Source organism: Alphaproteobacteria bacterium (assembly GCA_017308135.1).
GTDB lineage: Bacteria > Pseudomonadota > Alphaproteobacteria > CACIAM-22H2 > CACIAM-22H2 > Tagaea.
The window spans coordinates 107,148-123,128 of record JAFKFM010000015.1 but is presented as its reverse complement, the minus strand read 5'-3'; the positions used below and the strand labels follow the sequence as shown (position 1 = coordinate 123,128).

Genomic DNA, 15,981 nt, shown 5'->3' with positions numbered 1-15,981 from the left:
CGCTGTCACAAAACAGCAATCGAACTTCAATAGTTTCGTCGCGAGCGGGGACTACGGTCCGCCCGGGTTCACGCCAGACATTCCCCGTCGCGGCGCATCCGGCCCGAAGCCAAAGGAGGCTCCTTTGAAGTCCAAATCGAAATTCCTCGTCCTCGCTGCGACGGCCGCGATCCTCGCCGCCGCCGGCGCCGCGAACGCCCAGCAAGCGCGCGATCAGATCCGCGTCGTTGGTTCGTCGACGGTTTTCCCGTTCACCTCGGCCGTGGCCGAGCAGTTCGCGCGCGGCGGCCAGTTCCGCGCGCCGATCGTCGAATCGATCGGCACGGGCGCGGGTATCCGCGCGTTCTGCCAGGGCGTCGGCGTCACCCAGCCCGACATCGCGAACGCGTCGCGCCGCATGACGGCGTCGGAATTCGCGACCTGCAAGCAAAACGGCGTCACAGAGATCACGGAACTGAAAATCGGCTTCGACGGCATCGTGATGGCCGTCCGCCGCGGTTCGCCGGCGATCAATCTGACGCGTGAGCATTTCTGGAAGGGCCTCGCCCGCGAAGTGCCGGTCAACGGCCAGTGGGTGCGTAATCCCTACGCGTCGTGGAACCAAGTCGATCCGTCGCTGCCGAGCATCGCGATCGAAGCGATGGGGCCGCCCCCGACGTCCGGCACGCGCGACTCGTTCAACGAGCTCGTGCTGCTCGAAGGCTGCAAGAACGTGCCGGAGATCAAGGCGATCACCGACGCCGCCGAGCGTAACCGCCGCTGCCAGCAAGTCCGCGAAGACGGCAAGTTCGTCGAAGCGGGCGAGAACGACAATCTGATCGTTCAGCGTCTGACGACGGGCGCACCGGGCGCTTTCGGCATCTTCGGCTACTCGTTCCTCGATCAGAACCGCGACCGCATCGAAGGCAAAACCGTCGACGGCGTCGCGCCGACGTTCGAGAACATCGCCGACGGCAAGTATCCGGTGTCGCGCTCGATGTACATCTACGTCAAGAAGGCGCATGTCGGGGTGATCCCCGGCCTTCGCGAGTTCGTGACCGAATACGCTTCCGAGCGTGCGGTGGGTCAGCGCGGCTATCTCGCCTCGCGCGGTTTGATCACGTTGCCGCCCGCCGATCGCGACGCGCAGCGCTCGACGGTGCAAAGCTTGACCAACCTCAACCTGATGTAAGTCTGCGACGCGGCGGGACGGTTCGCGCCGTCCCGCCGGTTTCGTGCCTTCGGGGGAAGTACGACAAATGTCGCTTAGTCTGATTTTCGTGGTTCTGCTGGCCCTATCGGTGGCCGGCTATTACATGGGGCGTGCGGCGGCCGTGAAGGCGTCGGCGATCAAGCGCCAACCGCTTCATTCCTTGAGTTCGTTCCATGGCTGGTACGTCGTGCTTTGGTGCGGCGTTCCCAGCCTTTTGATTTTGGTCCTCTGGATCGCGCTGCAAGGGCCGGTCGTCGAAGTTCTGGTTATCCGCAGCCTCCCTCCGGAACTGCTCGCGGGCGATGTCGGCCTGTTGGTTTCGGAAATTCGCAACGCGGCGGCGGGCGTTACGCAAATCGGCGCCGACTCGAAGGATATCGCCAAGGCGGTCGAGCATTATCGTTGGCTGATGCTGATCGCCGGCGCGGCCTTCTGGGTGGTCGTTCTCGCGGTGGCGATGCTGGGATTGGCCTATGGGCGCTCGCGCATCTCCACCGGATTCCGCGCGCGCAACGCGGTCGAGCGGACGATGGAGATTTTCTTCATGATCGCGTCGATCATCGCGGTGATGACGACGATCGGGATCGTGCTTTCGCTGCTCTTCGAGTCGATCGCTTTCTTCCTGAAGGTCTCGCCGGTCGAATTCCTGTTCAGCACGCAATGGTCGCCGATGATGGCGATCCGCCCCGACCAGGTTGGCGCTTCGGGTTCCTTCGGCGCGGTGCCGTTGTTCGTCGGTACGATGTTGATCGCGACGATCGCGATGCTGACGGCGGTGCCGATCGGATTGATGACCGCCGTCTACATGACCGAATACGCGCCCAAGAGCGTGCGCGCATGGGGGAAACCGGCGCTGGAGGTTCTCGCGGGCATTCCGACCGTCGTCTACGGCTTCTTCGCGGCGTTGACGGTGGCTCCGGCGGTGCGCGATGTCGGCCTCTTCTTCGGTCTCGACGTCGCCGCGCAAAGCGCGCTCGCCGCCGGGATCGTCATGGGTGTGATGTTGATCCCCTTCGTATCGTCCCTTTCCGACGACGTGATCAACGCCGTGCCGCAGACGATGCGCGACGGCTCCTACGCGCTCGGCGCCACCAAATCCGAAACGACGTTGCGCGTGCTGCTGCCGGCGGCGCTGCCGGGCATCATGGCGTCGGTCATTCTCGCCTTCTCGAAAGCGCTGGGCGAAACCATGATCGTCGTGATGGCGGCGGGACTGGCCGCCAACACCACGCTGAATCCGTTCGAATCCGTCACCACGGTGACGGTCTACATTTCGGCGCTGCTGACCGGCGAAGCGGAATTCGACAGCCCCAAAACCTTGGCGTCGTTCGCGCTCGGCTTCGTGCTGTTCGTCGTGACGCTGTCCCTCAATCTCGTGGCCCTCAAGGTCGTCCAGCGCTACAGGGAACAATATGAGTGACGTGACCGCCAACGGCCGCGAGACCCCGGCAACCTTCGCTTCGCCGGCGTACCACTCCAGCGATGCCGCCCGCCGGCATTTGAAGCGGCGCTACGCGGCCGAAGCGCGGTTCCGCGCATTCGGCATCGCCGCGATCGTCTTCTCCGGTCTTGCGCTGATCGTTCTGCTCTGGTCGATCGTCTCGCAGGGCTATACGGCCTTTCAGCAGACCCATATCAAGATCGAGGTCGAGTTCTCGCCCGACAACATCGCGCCCGCGGGCACGGTCGAACGCCAGCGTTTGATGGGCGGCGATTATCGCGCCGTGCTCTTCGACGCCCTCGATCGCAAATGGTCCGACGTGACCGATCGCGACGGTCAGCGGCTGCTCGAAGGATTGTTCGGCTCCGGCGCCGAGGTCCAGCTGCGCGACATGGTCGTCGCCGATCCTTCGCTGATCGGGCGAAAGCAGGCGGTTTGGCTGCTCGCGCATTCCGATGTCGACATGTACGTCAAAGGCCATGTCGGCGCCGACGAACGCAGCGGCGGTCGCTTGACCGATCGTCAGATCGCGTGGATTTCCGACCTGAAGAAATCGGCCTCGCTCTCGGTTCTCTTCCATCCCCGTTTCCTCACCGGCGCCGACAGCCGAGATCCGGAGATGGTGGGCGTCCTGGGCGGCGTCGTCGGATCGATCTTCACTCTGGCGATTTGTTTCGTTCTCGCGTTCCCGCTGGGCATCATGGCGGCGGTCTATCTCGAGGAATACGCGCCGAAAAACTGGTTCACGGAGATCGTCGAGGTCAACATCAACAATCTCGCGGCGGTGCCGTCGATCGTGTTCGGGTTGCTCGGCCTCGCCGTTTTCATCGGCTTCTTCGGCATGCCGCGCTCGACGCCGCTCGTCGGCGGCTTCGTGCTCGCATTGATGAGCTTGCCGACCGTGATCATCGCGGCGCGCGCGGCGATCAAGGCCGTGCCCCCGTCGATCCGCGAGGGCGCGCTGGGGATCGGCGCGTCGAAGATGCAGATGATCTTCCATCACGTGATCCCGCTGGCGATGCCCGGAATTCTGACCGGCACGATCATCACGATGGCCCATGCGCTGGGCGAAACGGCGCCGCTGCTGATGATCGGCATGGTCGCCTTCATCACGGACGTGCCCGGCGGCGCGCTCGACGCCGCGACCGTGCTTCCGGTTCAGATTTTCATGTGGGCCGACAATCCCGAGCGCGGGTTCGTCGAGAAGACGTCGGCGGCGATCATGGTCTTGCTCGCGTTCATGCTCGTCATGAACGGAACGGCGATCTGGCTGCGCAAAAAATTCGAACGGCGGTGGTAGGAATCATGGACATCAATCAGTTGGAATCGGCTGGAACCGTGTCGAGCATGGGGACCGCCGTCGCGGCCGGAAGCCGGTTTCCGGTCAAGATCGAGTGCCGGGACGTCAAGGTGTTCTATGGCGCCAAACAGGCGTTGAAGTCGGTCGATATCGACATCCGCGAGAACCAGGTGACGGCCTTCATCGGACCGTCGGGTTGCGGCAAGTCGACCTTCTTGCGCTGCTTGAATCGCATGAACGACACCGTGGCGTCGGCCCGGGTCAGCGGTTCGATCAAGATCGGCGGCGACGACATCTACGATCCGCGGATCGACGTCGTTCAACTGCGCGCGCGGGTCGGCATGGTGTTCCAGAAACCGAACCCGTTCCCCAAGTCCATCTACGAGAACATCATCTACGGCCCCCGCATCCACGGCATCGCCAAAACCAAGGCCGATTTCGACGTCATCGTCGAGCGGTCGTTGCGCGGCGCCGGTTTGTGGGACGAGGTGAAAGATCGTCTCAACGAGTCCGGTACGGGACTTTCCGGCGGCCAGCAGCAGCGCCTTTGCATCGCGCGGGCGATCGCGGTCAGTCCCGAGGTGATCCTGATGGACGAGCCGTGCTCGGCGCTCGATCCCATCGCGACCGCGCATGTCGAGACGCTGATCGACGAACTTCGCGCGAATTTCACCATCGTTATCGTGACCCACAACATGCAGCAGGCGGCGCGCGTATCGCAGCGCACGGCGTTCTTCCATCTCGGCACGCTGGTCGAGGAGGACGATACCGCCGCCATCTTCACGAATCCCCGCGACGAGCGCACGCAGGGCTATATTACTGGCCGCTACGGCTGAGTTCCGGGGGGAGACGACAAATGGGTAACGATCACATCGTCCGTTCCTACGACGAGGAACTCAACCGCCTTACCGGGCTGCTCGCGCGTATGGGCGGGCTGGTCGAGGCCGAGCTCGCCGGCGCGATCGAGGCGGTTTCCTCGCGCGACGCGGAACTCGCCACGCGCACCGTGCGTTCCGACGCGCGGGTCGACGAACTCGAACGCGAAATCGGCGAACAAGTCGTGCGCGTGATGGCGCTGCGCCAGCCGGTCGCCAGCGATTTGCGCTTGGTGCTCGGCAGTTTGCGCATCGCGGGCGATCTCGAGCGCTCGGCCGATTACGCCAAGAACGTCGCCAAACGCGCCGTGGCGCTCGCCCAGTTGCCGATCCTGCGCCCCGTGCACGCGATCCCGCGCATGGGAACGGTGGTGCGCGAAATGCTGAAGGACGTGCTCGACGCCTTCGCCGCGCGCGACGTCGCCAAGGCGGTCGCGGTGTGGAACCGCGACGAAGAACTCGACGAAATGCACGGCTCGCTGTTCCGCGAACTCGTGACCTACATGATGGAGGATCCGCGCAACATCACCGGGTCCACCCATCTTCTGTTCATCGCCAAAAACATCGAACGTATCGGCGATCACGCGACCAATATCGCGGAAACGATCCACTATCTCGTCAAAGGCGTGCCGCTGGCCGGCGAACGTCCCAAAGGCGATGGGACGTCGTTCTCCACGGTGGGTGCCGAGGGGGCGCAATGAAAGAAGCGACCGCGAAACCGCATCTGACCGTCGTCGAGGACGAAGCCGCCCTCGTCGAACTGCTGCGCTACAATTTCGAGAAAGAGGGGTTTCGCGTCACGACGGCCACCGACGGCGAAGCCGCCTTGGTGTCGATCGCGGAATCCAAACCCGATTTGGTTGTCCTCGATTGGATGCTGCCGCATGTCTCCGGCCTCGAAGTTTGCCGCCAGCTGCGCCGCAAATCGGAAACCCGCGATCTGCCGATCATCATGCTGACGGCGCGCGGCGAGGAAGCCGACCGCGTGCGCGGCCTGGAAGTGGGCGCCGACGATTACGTCGCCAAGCCGTTCAGCCCGTCGGAGCTGATCGCGCGGGTGCGCGCGGTGCTGCGCCGCGCGAAGCCGTCCTCGGCGCAGGATCTGCTGACCTTCGGCGGGCTGGTGATGGATCTGTCCGCCCATCGCGTGCTGCGCGACGGAAGATCGATCCATCTCGGCCCGACGGAATTCCGCCTGCTGCGCTTCCTGCTGGAGCGCCCGGGCCGGGTTTATAGCCGCGAGCAATTGCTCGACGCCGTGTGGGGCCGCGACATCTATGTCGAGCCGCGTACGGTCGACGTGCATATCCGCCGCTTGCGCAAGGCAATCAACGCGCCGGGCGAACTCGACTTGATCCGCACGGTGCGCTCGGCCGGTTACGCGCTGGACGAAACCACGGACGCTTAGAGCGCGACGAGGAGGCGTTCCCATTCCAGGGCGCGCCGCGCCCAAGTGCCTTCTTCGCGCATCGCCTTTGCGGCATGCGCGCGCTCCGCGCGCCATTTGGCGGGTTCGCGCTTGCGTGCGTCGATCGCGGCCGCCAGGATTTCCAGATAGCGGCGCACGAAGGCGTCGTCGCCGAGTTTGACGGGGTCGATGGCGGCGAGCTTGCCGAATCCCATCGTCGCTTCCGGCAGCGCGCCCAAGCGGCTCGACACCACGTCGAGTCCGGCGGCGACGGCTTCCATTGCGGCGATGCAGCCCGTCTCCGCGAAGACGGACGGATAGGCGAGGAAATCCGCGCGCGCGAGTTCCCGCGCCAGATCGCGTTGCGGGATCGAGCCGCGCAGATTCACACCCGGCATGTCGCGGACATACTGCGCAAGCTGCGCGAAAGGATCGTCCTTGGCGGCGACCTGATAGACGGCGAGGCTGGAGAAAACGTCCAGCGTTGTGCCGGGGAACATGTCGCGGATACGCGGGAACACGCCCAGCAGCACCGTCAGCCCGCGGAACGGCGTCGAGGTGTAGACGAGACGCGCGGGCGCGTCGCCGGTGCCGAATTCGATATCCTCGAACACCGGTGCGATCGCGTTGCGGCGGATGCGCGTGGCGGCGGGATCGAGGCGATAGGTCTCGATCATCTTGGCGCGGTGCCAATCGGAAATCGCGACGACCAAATCCCAGGGCGACGGATCCGACAGCGCGAACATTGCCGGCTGGTCGTGGGCATGCTGCGTCCACAGCAGCAGCTTGGCGCGATCGGGCAAGGCCTCGCGCAAAGCCCGGCCTGGCCCGGCGTCGTTCAAGACGATCGTCGCGTCGAAGCGCCGGCCGGCCAGCGCCTCGGCGGGGTCGCCGCCATGGCTTTCGGCCGTCACGCCATCGACCATGCCGGGCTGCGTCGTCGCGGTCAGCGTGGTGACGCGATGGCCGCGCGCGGCAAGGCGCCTTGCGAGATACGCGAAGCCCGATTGCGAGCCGCCGAGGGCTTGGTGATCCGGCGTGTCGGGCCGGAAATCCAAATCCGACGGATCGACGAAGCAAATATTCAACGGTGCGGGCTTCACCTCGATACGCGGCGTCGCGGGAACGCCGTCGCGCATCTTCGCGTAAGCGTCTTCCAGCGCATGCGCCATCGCGGCGGGATCGAACAACGGCGACGACGCGCGGTTCGCCAGCGAAGCCTTCAGCGCGGCGAGCTTCGCGGGATCGCTTGCCAGCGCGATCGCTTCGGATTCGTAGTCGTCGGGTGCGACGATGCCGCCCGCTTGACCCGCCGCTTTGGCCAGCGACGCGGCAACGCGCGCGGGGAAGGCTTCGCGCATGGCCGTCAGGATCGGCACGCCGACCCAGAGCGCGTCCGACGCCGTCGTATGCGCGCCATAAGGATGCGTGTCGAGTACGAGATCGGCGAGCGACAGGCGCGCGAGGTGCTTGTCGAGCGGCAAAGGCGGGGCGAAGACAAGGCGTGCGGGATCGATCCGTTGCGCCTTCGCGCGCACGCGCAAATTCGCGGCGGCGGGACCGTCCATCAGCCACAGCACGCTGTCCGGCACGGCGGCGAGAATGCGCAGCCACCCGTCGAACACGGAAGGCGTCAGCTTCCAGACATGGTTGAAGCAGCAATAGACGAAGCCGCGTTCGGGCAGGCCCGCCTCAAGGCGCGTGGGGATCGCGGCGACCGGGCGCTTCCGGTCGTTGGGCTGATAGCTATGTGGTAAGCGCCAGACGCGCTCGGTCCAGCCATCCTCCGCGCCCGGCGGGATCGTCGTCGGATCGGCGAGAACCCAATCGACGCAAGCATCGCCGGTCGTCGCCGGATAGCCGAGAAATTCGACGATCACCGGGGCGGGCTTGCGCCGGACGATGCCGAAACGGTTGCGCTCGACATAGCCCATCAGATCGACCAGCACGTCGAGTTTATCGTTCGCAATACGTGCCGCTGCCGCGTCGTCGTCGAGGGCGGCGATATCGACGAAATCTCCGGCGGCGGCGATGCGCGCGCGCTCGGCGCTGCGGTCGTCGGGTCCGTAGGAATAAAGGAAGAGCTCGATCTTCGAGCGATCGTGTTGCTCCAACACCTCCGCCAGCAAATGCGTCGTCGCGTGGCGGCGGAAATGTTCGGAGAGATAGCCGATCCTTAGTTTGCCGCCGGCCGACGGTTCGAGCGCCACGCGCGTCACCGGCGCTTGGCGGCGCGCCCAACGTTCGGCCATGTCGCGCGAAGTGCCGGGATCGAGATCGAGGAAGAAGCCGACGAAGGGCGGCAGCACCGATCCGCCGTCGATGCGCAAACGCAATTCGGCTTCCAGCGTTTCGGTTTCGCGCCAATCGGCAATGTCGCGCGCGAGCATCAGCAACTCGGCGAGCGGAACGGGATCGGCGGGGTCCTGCGCCGCCGCCGTCGCGAACACGCCGCGCGCTTCGTCGCTCTTGCCGAGGCGCCGCAGGATGCGGCCGTAGTTCAAGCGCACGCCCTGATCGTCGGGCGCGAAATGCATCGCGCGTTCGAACTCCACACGCGCACCCGCGAGATCGCCCTTCGCCGCCAAGGCGCGGCCGCGCTCTGTTGCCGAAACGGCACGACTGCCCGCCAAATGGGCGGCGATGGCGGTGGCGAGCGCATGATCGGGCACGCGTAGAAGTACGGCATCGACTTCGTCGCCCGCTTCGTCGAATCTGCCAAGGCCGACGAGCAATGCGGCGCGGTTGGCGCGCACGTTGTCGATCGTCGGATCGAGAAGCAGCGCGGTTTCGTACATGGCGCAAGCGCGCGCGATATCGCCGGTATGTTCGACCGCGTAGCCTGCCAGCGCGTGCGCGGGCGCGTGATCGGGTTCTTCCGCGATCCACGCGTCGCCCGCCGCGACCGCCGCCGCCCAGTCGCCGCGCGTCGCGGCGTCGCGCAATTCGTTTTCGTGCCGATTCATGCCTTGGCGAATCTCCTCGCCCCCCTATGATGGCAGGGAAATGACCAAGCCGCATCTGACGCCTGATCCGCATTTCCTGTCCGCCACCGCCGCCCGCGCCGCGATGGATTCCGGCAAGCTCGATTCCGAAACGCTGCTGAAGGCGTGTTTCACGCGTATCTCGATGCGCCAGCCCGCCGTCCAGGCGTGGGAGGCAATCGAGCGCCAAGACAGCGTCCAGCGCGCGATGGCTTTGGACAAGGTCGCGCGCCAATCGCCGTTGCACGGCATTCCGATCGGCGTGAAGGATCTGGTCGAGACGGCGGCGCTGACCACGAGCTACGGCTCGCCGATCTATCGCGGGCACAAGCCGGGCAAGGATGCGGCGTGCGTGAAGGCATTGGTGGCGCATGGCGCTATCCTGCTGGGCAAGACGGTGACGACCGAGTTTGCCTATTTCACGCCCGGCCCGACGGCCAATCCCCACGGCCTGGACCACACGCCCGGCGGCTCGTCCTCGGGCTCGGCGGCCGCCGTCGCCGACGGGCAAGTCAGCATCGCCATCGGCACGCAGACGGCGGGCTCGGTCATCCGGCCGGCGGCGTTCTGCGGCGTCGTCGGCTATAAGGGCACGTCCGGATGGGCGCCGATGGAGGGCATCAAGCCGCTTTCGCCCACGCTCGACACGCTGGGTTTCTTCACGCGCGCGGTCGCCGATCTGGATTTGATCCGCCGCGCTTTCGGCAACAAGCCGATCCCCGGTCTGGCGGAAGCGCCGTCGGGCCCGCCGCCGCGCATCGCCTTCTGCCGCACGCCCTGGTGGGACCAGGCCGACGAGGACACCAAGCGCCTGTTCGAGCGCGTCGTGGTCAAGCTTTCCAAGGAAGGCGCCCGGATCGGCCAATACGACATGCCGCCGGAGTTCGAAGGGCTCAACGACGCGCAACTCGCGATCATGACCAAGGAAGCGTCGCGCGGCTTCGTCGAGGAGCGGAAATTCCACGCCGATAACCTGTCGCCGCAATTCCGCGACATGCTGGCGAAGGGCGACACGATCGGCGTTCGCGAGGAAACGGCCGCAAAGGCGCTCGCGACCAAGTGCCGGAACCTGCTGTCGCATGCGTTCCGCGACTTCGACTTGATCCTCACGCCCGCCGCCCCAGGGGCGGCGCCCAAGGGCCTCGCGCGCACCGGCGACCCGGTGTTCAACCGCGCCTGGACGCTGCTCGGCAATCCGTGCATCGCGCTGCCGGCGGGCAAGAACGCGGGCGGCTTGCCGCTCGCCGTCCAACTCGTCGGGCCGTCGGGCGAGGATGTGGAAACGATCCGCCACGCCGCTTGGGTCGAAGCCGCCTTACGCGATTAACGCAGATGGCAGGCCACTTGGTGGCCGGAAGCGGCTTCGTGCAAGACCGGTTCCTCGGCCTTGCAGCGATCGACAGCGTAAGGGCAGCGCGTGTGGAAGCGGCAGCCGGAGGGCGGATTGACCGGCGAAGGCACGTCGCCCGCCAGGATGATGCGCTTGCGCTTGGTCGTCGGATCGGGTTGCGGGGCGGCCGACAGCAGCGCTTCGGTGTAGGGATGTTTGGGCGCGGCGAAGATCGATTTCTTGTCGGCGATCTCGACGATCTTGCCGAGATACATGACCGCCACGCGATGGCTGATATGTTCGACGACCGCGAGATCGTGGGCGACGAACAGGTAGGAGAGGCCGAATTCTTCCTGCAGATCCATCAGCAGATTGACGACCTGCGCCTGGACCGACACGTCGAGTGCCGAGACGGGCTCGTCGGCCACGATCAGCTTGGGCCGCACGGCCAGCGCGCGCGCAATGCCGAGGCGCTGACGCTGCCCGCCGGAGAACTCGTAGGGATATTTCGCCATCTGCTCGGCGCGCAAGCCCACCTTCTCGAACAGCCAAGCAACGCGCTCGCGCGCTTCCTTGCCCGTCGCGATGCCGAAATTTTCCAGCGGCTCGGCGACGATGGCGCCGGCGGTCAAGCGCGGCGACAGCGACGAATAGGGATCCTGGAAGACGACCTGCAATTGGCGGCGATGGGGCCACATTTCGCGCCGCGACAGCGCGTCGATGCGTTCGCCCATCAGCCGCACGGAGCCGGAATCGGGCTCGATCAGTTTCAGGATCGTCTTGCCGGCGGTCGATTTGCCGCAACCGCTCTCGCCGACCAAGCCCAGCGTTTCGCCCGCATTGACGTGGAAGGTAATGCCGTCGACCGCGTGAACCTTCGCGGCGACGCGTTGCAGCACGCCCTTGCGGATCGGGAAATGCTTCTTGAGGTCGACGACCTGCAGGATCGGTTGCGCGGTCATGGCAGATTGGCGCTTTCGAAACAGGCGGCGAAATGCGCGGGCGCTTTCGCTTCGAACACGGGCGCTTCCTTGCGGCAACGTTCCTTGACGAAGGCGCAACGCTCGGCGAAGGCGCAGCCGATGATCGGTTGATTGAGGCGCGGCACGATGCCGGGAATTTCGGTCAGGCGCTTGGCCCCGCCGGCGAGGCGCGGGATCGAGCCCATCAGCCCGCGCGTATAGGGGTGCATCGGCCGCGCGAACAGATCGGCGACCGTCGCTTCCTCCACCTTGCGGCCCGCATACATCACCACGACGCGCTGCGCCGTTTCCGCGACCACGCCCAGATCGTGGGTGATCAGCACGATCGCCGCGCCGACCTGTTCCTTCAGTTCGAGCATCAATTCGAGGATTTGCGCCTGGATCGTCACGTCGAGCGCGGTCGTCGGCTCGTCCGCGATCAGCAGCTTGGGCTTGCAGGCGAGCGCCATCGCGATCATCACGCGCTGGCGCATGCCGCCGGAAAGCTGGTGCGGGTATTCCTGCGCCCGGCGCTTGGCCTCGGGGATGCGCACGATTTCCAGCATCTCGACCGCGCGCGCCTGCGCGTCCGCCGCCGACAGGCCTTGATGCAGTTCCAGCGTCTCCGCGATCTGATGGCCGACCGTCAGGACCGGATTGAGGCTGGTCATCGGCTCCTGGAAGATCATCGAGATTTCGTTGCCGCGGATCTTGCGCATCTCCGCTTCGCTCGCGGTCAGCAGATCGCGGCCTTCGAAGCGGATGGCGCCCGACACGATGCGCGCGGGCGGCGAGGGCAGCAGGCGCAGCACCGACATCGCCGTGACCGATTTGCCGCAGCCGCTTTCGCCGACGACCGCGAGCGTTTCGCCGGGGGCGACCGAATAGGACACGCCGTCGACCGCGCGCACCACGCCGTCACTGGTGAAAAACCAGGTGCGCAGGTCTTCGATTTCAAGAAGGGGCGTCGTCGTCATAGGCGGCGTGCCAATCGCGGATCGAGCGCATCGCGCAACCCGTCACCCAAAAGATTGATCGCCAGCACGGTCAGCGACAGGAATACCGCCGGGAAGGCGATCAGATGCGGGCGGACGGAGAACACGGCGCGCGCTTCCGCGATGATATTGCCCCAAGTCGGGATCGAGGGCGGCAGACCGGCGCCGATGAAGGATAGGATCGCCTCCGTGATGATCGCGGAGGCGCAAATGTAAGTGGCTTGCACCACCAAGGGCGCCACGGTGTTGGGCAAGATATGGCGATAGAGGATTTTGACGGTCGACGTGCCGGAGGCGACCGCCGCTTCGACGAAGGGCTGTTCGCGCAAGGTCAGCACCACGCCGCGCACAAGCCGGGTGACGCGCGGCACTTCGGCGATCGCGATCGCGATGATGACGTTTTCGAGGCTCGCGCGGGTCAGCGCCATCAGCGCGATGGCGAGGAGGACCGCGGGGATCGCCATCAGCCCGTCCATCACGCGCATCAGCACCGCGTCGATCCAGCGGTTGAAGCCGGCGATCAGGCCGAAGAACAACCCGGCCCCCACCGCCAGAACGGCGACGGCGATGCCGACCATCAGCGAGGCGCGCGCGCCATAGACGACGCGGCTATAGACGTCGCGGCCCAGATGGTCGGTGCCGAACCAGTAGGTTTCCGACGGCGGACGGAAACGGCGGATCGGCGACAGCGCCGTCGGGTCGACCGTGCCGAGATAGGGGGCGAGCAGCGCCATCGTCAACGCCGCGAGCAGCAAGCCGCCGCCCAGCACGATCGACAGATTGCGCCGCCACCACGGGCGGCGTTTGCCGGCGAGGGCGGAAGCGGGGGCGGGGCCGACGGCGGTCAGGGCCATCGGATCAATACCGGATACGCGGGTCGAACAGCGTGTAGCTGAGATCGACCAGCAGATTGATGAGCACGTAGACGAAGGCGAACATCAGGATGACGCCCTGGATGATCGGATAGTCGCGGCGCAGGATCGCGTCGACCGTCATGCGGCCCAGGCCCGGGATCGCGAACACGCTTTCCGTCACCACCACGCCGCCGATCAGCAGTGCCACACCGATACCGATGACAGTGACGATGGGCACGGCCGCGTTCTTCAGCGCATGGCCCAGCAGCACCTTGTCGGTGCGCAGGCCCTTGGCGTTGGCGGTGCGGATGTAGTCCTGCGCCAGCACGTCGAGCATCGCGGCGCGCGTCATGCGCGCGATCAGCGCGATATAGATGGTGCCCAGCGCCAAGGCCGGCAGGATCAACTGGCGCAGGAAGGGCCAGAAACCTTCGCGGATCGAGGTGAAGCCCTGCACCGGCAGCCAGTCGAGCTCCAGCGCGAACAGGAAAATCAGCAGATAGCCGAGCACGAAGACGGGGACCGAAAAGCCGAACACGGCGAAGCCCATCACCAGCCGGTCGATCCAGCCGCCCGCGCGCCACGCCGAGACGACGCCCAGCGGGATGGCGACGGCGACGGCGAAGATCAACGTGACTATGGACAGCGAAATCGTCGCTTCCAGGCGCTGGCCGATCAGCGTCGACACCGGAATGCCGGAAAAGATCGACGTGCCGAGATCGCCGTTCAGGATCGCCCAGAGCCAAGTGCCGAAGCGCACATGGAAAGGCTGGTCGAGCCCCAGCGCGATACGCACGCGCTGGATGTCGTCGACCGTGGCGAGATCGCCCGCGATGATCGCGGCCGGATCGCCGGGCGAGAAATAGAGCAGCGAGAAAACGAAAAGGGCCACCACCCCCATGACGGGGATGGTGGCCAGAAGACGGCGGACGACGAATGCGAACACGTACCGACCCTGTCGTCCGCTTGTGACGTTAGCGCTTGTCGACGTTCCAGAAGAACGGCACGGGCGAGATCAGCACGCCCGAGATGTTCTTACGATAGGCGGTCGGCTGCTGGAACATGCCCGTCGTGACGTAGGGCGCTTGTTCGTAGGCGCGCGCTTGGATCTGCTTGGCGACTTCGATCTGCGCCGCCGGGGTCGGGGCGGCGAGCCAGGCGTTGCGCAGTTCCTCGATACGCGTATCGGTCGGCCAGCCCGGCCACGCGGCAGCACCGTTGCCGCGCAAAGGCGCGTGCAGCGCCGGGTTCACCAGATCGGGCCCGACCCACCACGTATGGAAGATCGACCAGCCGCCTTGTTCGGGCGCGTTGCGATTGGCGCGGCGCGCGAGCACCGAACCCCAATCCGTCGCCACGAGTTCGACGTTCATGCCCAGCCGCTTCAGCAGATCCTCCGTCACGAGGCTTTGCGTGTGGTTGGTCGGAATGTCGGTCGGCGAGATGATGATGACCTTTTCGTTCTTGTAGCCCGACGCCGCGAGCAGCGCCTTGGCGCGGTCGAGATTGCCGGCGGCGCCTTCGATGCCCACATCCGACGCCAGCGGCGTGCCGCAGGAGAAGAAGGATTTGCAGGCCTTGTAGTATTCCTTGTTGCCGACGACGGCCTGGAGATATTCCTCCTGGTTCACGGCCATCATGACCGCGCGGCGCACGGCCGGGTTGTCGAACGGCGGATGCAGATGGTTGAAGCGCGCCATCATGATCGAGCCGACCGGGTCGATGTTCTTGATCTCGATGTCGCGGTTGCGCGCGAGCTGGGGCAGCAGGTCGAAGATCGGCTGTTCCCACCAATCGACTTCGCCTTGGCTCAGCGCCGCCGAAGCGACCGCCGCGTCGGGAATGATGCGCCATTCGACGCGGTCGACCTTCACGACTTTGCCGCCGGCGGCCCAGGACGGGGCTTCGCTGCGCGGCTTGTAGTCGGCGAAGCGCTCGTAGACCGCGCGCTGGCCGGGCACCCACTGGTCGCGCACGAAACGGAACGGGCCCGAGCCCGTCGCGTCGGTGATCGGCGTCGCGGGATCGGTGTTGGCGATGCGCTCGGGCATGATGAACGGCACCTGGCTCGACAATTTGCCGAGCGCGTCGATCATCAGCGGGAAGGGCGTCTTCAACTTGATCGCGAAGGTCAGATCGTTGACCGTCTCGTAGGAATCGACCGAGGCGGCGAGCGTCTGGCCGAAGGAATCGCGCGCCGTCCAGCGGCGGATCGAAGCGGCGGCGTCGGCACCCTTCACCGGCGTGCCGTCATGGAACTTCATGCCGTCGCGCAAAGTGAATTCCCAGCGCAGACCGTCGGCGCTGGTCGTCCATTTGTCGACCATCTGCGGCTGGATTTTGAAATTCTCGTCGGTCGCGAACAGCGTGTCGTAGACGAGATAGCCGTGGTTGCGCACCACGTAGCCGGTCGTCGCGACGGGATCGATCGCGGGCAGATTCGAGTGCGGGATGAACCGCAGCACCTTTTGCTGCGCGTCCGCCGTGCCGACACCGCCGGTCAAGCCGGCGATCAACGCGATCGCGCTGGCGGCGGCGAGCCGCTTCAAAGTGGTTTTCATGGAAGCCTCCTGAAAAGCCGGTCCTGTTCAATCTCGCGACGGTTTATCCGGCGCGTCGTCTTTGCGGGCCGCGGCGGAT

At 65.7% G+C, this 15,981-nt stretch carries 13 protein-coding genes; 7 read left to right on the top strand and 6 right to left on the bottom strand.

What is annotated here, in order from left to right; translation table 11 throughout:
• Nucleotides 1-124 precede the first annotated feature (124 nt).
• The 6 genes from J0H39_24820 to phoB all read left to right on the top strand — a co-directional run bounded on the left by J0H39_24820 (nucleotide 125) and on the right by phoB (nucleotide 6,216).
• Nucleotides 125-1,171: a substrate-binding domain-containing protein gene (locus J0H39_24820; GenBank protein ID MBN9499986.1), complete on the top strand. Its 1,047-nt coding sequence runs from the start codon at nucleotides 125-127 to the stop codon at nucleotides 1,169-1,171.
• 67 nt (nucleotides 1,172-1,238) lie between these two features.
• Nucleotides 1,239-2,612, top strand: coding sequence for a phosphate ABC transporter permease subunit PstC (gene pstC, locus J0H39_24815; protein MBN9499985.1), 1,374 nt, complete (start codon nucleotides 1,239-1,241; stop codon nucleotides 2,610-2,612).
• Entirely contained in the window at nucleotides 2,605-3,933 is a 1,329-nt protein-coding gene (gene pstA, locus J0H39_24810; GenBank protein MBN9499984.1) for a phosphate ABC transporter permease PstA, read from the top strand. Before pstC ends, pstA begins: the two co-directional genes overlap by 8 nt.
• A gap of 47 nt (nucleotides 3,934-3,980) precedes the next feature.
• Nucleotides 3,981-4,769: a phosphate ABC transporter ATP-binding protein gene (locus J0H39_24805; protein ID MBN9499983.1), complete on the top strand. Its 789-nt coding sequence runs from the start codon at nucleotides 3,981-3,983 to the stop codon at nucleotides 4,767-4,769.
• A gap of 20 nt (nucleotides 4,770-4,789) precedes the next feature.
• Entirely contained in the window at nucleotides 4,790-5,509 is a 720-nt protein-coding gene (phoU, locus tag J0H39_24800; GenBank protein ID MBN9499982.1) for a phosphate signaling complex protein PhoU, read from the top strand.
• Nucleotides 5,506-6,216 (top strand): phosphate regulon transcriptional regulator PhoB, encoded by a 711-nt coding sequence (phoB, locus tag J0H39_24795; GenBank protein ID MBN9499981.1) that lies wholly within the window; start codon nucleotides 5,506-5,508, stop codon nucleotides 6,214-6,216. Before phoU ends, phoB begins: the two co-directional genes overlap by 4 nt.
• Here phoB and J0H39_24790 read toward each other — a convergent pair.
• Nucleotides 6,213-9,182 (bottom strand): tetratricopeptide repeat protein, encoded by a 2,970-nt coding sequence (locus J0H39_24790; protein ID MBN9499980.1) that lies wholly within the window; start codon nucleotides 9,180-9,182, stop codon nucleotides 6,213-6,215. The two genes, phoB and J0H39_24790, sit on opposite strands and share 4 nt — an antisense overlap.
• 40 nt (nucleotides 9,183-9,222) lie before the next feature.
• Between J0H39_24790 and J0H39_24785 the strand changes: the two genes are divergently transcribed.
• A complete protein-coding gene (locus J0H39_24785; GenBank protein ID MBN9499979.1) occupies nucleotides 9,223-10,527 on the top strand; it encodes an amidase in 1,305 nt (434 codons plus the stop codon).
• Here the strand turns inward: J0H39_24785 and J0H39_24780 are convergent.
• From J0H39_24780 to J0H39_24760, 5 genes are read right to left on the bottom strand one after another with little or no spacing between them, the layout of a single operon-like run.
• Entirely contained in the window at nucleotides 10,524-11,492 is a 969-nt protein-coding gene (locus tag J0H39_24780) for a dipeptide ABC transporter ATP-binding protein (protein ID MBN9499978.1), read from the bottom strand. The genes J0H39_24785 and J0H39_24780 overlap by 4 nt on opposite strands.
• Complete coding sequence (locus tag J0H39_24775; protein MBN9499977.1) at nucleotides 11,489-12,469, bottom strand: ABC transporter ATP-binding protein; 981 nt, start codon at nucleotides 12,467-12,469, stop codon at nucleotides 11,489-11,491. Before J0H39_24775 ends, J0H39_24780 begins: the two co-directional genes overlap by 4 nt.
• A complete protein-coding gene (locus tag J0H39_24770) occupies nucleotides 12,466-13,341 on the bottom strand; it encodes an ABC transporter permease (protein MBN9499976.1) in 876 nt (291 codons plus the stop codon). The genes J0H39_24775 and J0H39_24770 overlap by 4 nt, the downstream gene beginning before the upstream one ends.
• A gap of 4 nt (nucleotides 13,342-13,345) precedes the next feature.
• The gene (locus tag J0H39_24765) at nucleotides 13,346-14,287 is read right to left on the bottom strand and encodes an ABC transporter permease (GenBank protein MBN9499975.1); all 942 of its coding nucleotides are present in this window, start codon (nucleotides 14,285-14,287) and stop codon (nucleotides 13,346-13,348) included.
• Between the two features lie 28 nt (nucleotides 14,288-14,315).
• Nucleotides 14,316-15,902 carry an ABC transporter substrate-binding protein gene (locus tag J0H39_24760; protein ID MBN9499974.1) on the bottom strand — a complete coding sequence of 529 codons (1,587 nt, stop codon included), beginning with the start codon at nucleotides 15,900-15,902 and terminating at the stop codon, nucleotides 14,316-14,318.
• Between the last annotated feature and the right edge of the window lie 79 nt (nucleotides 15,903-15,981).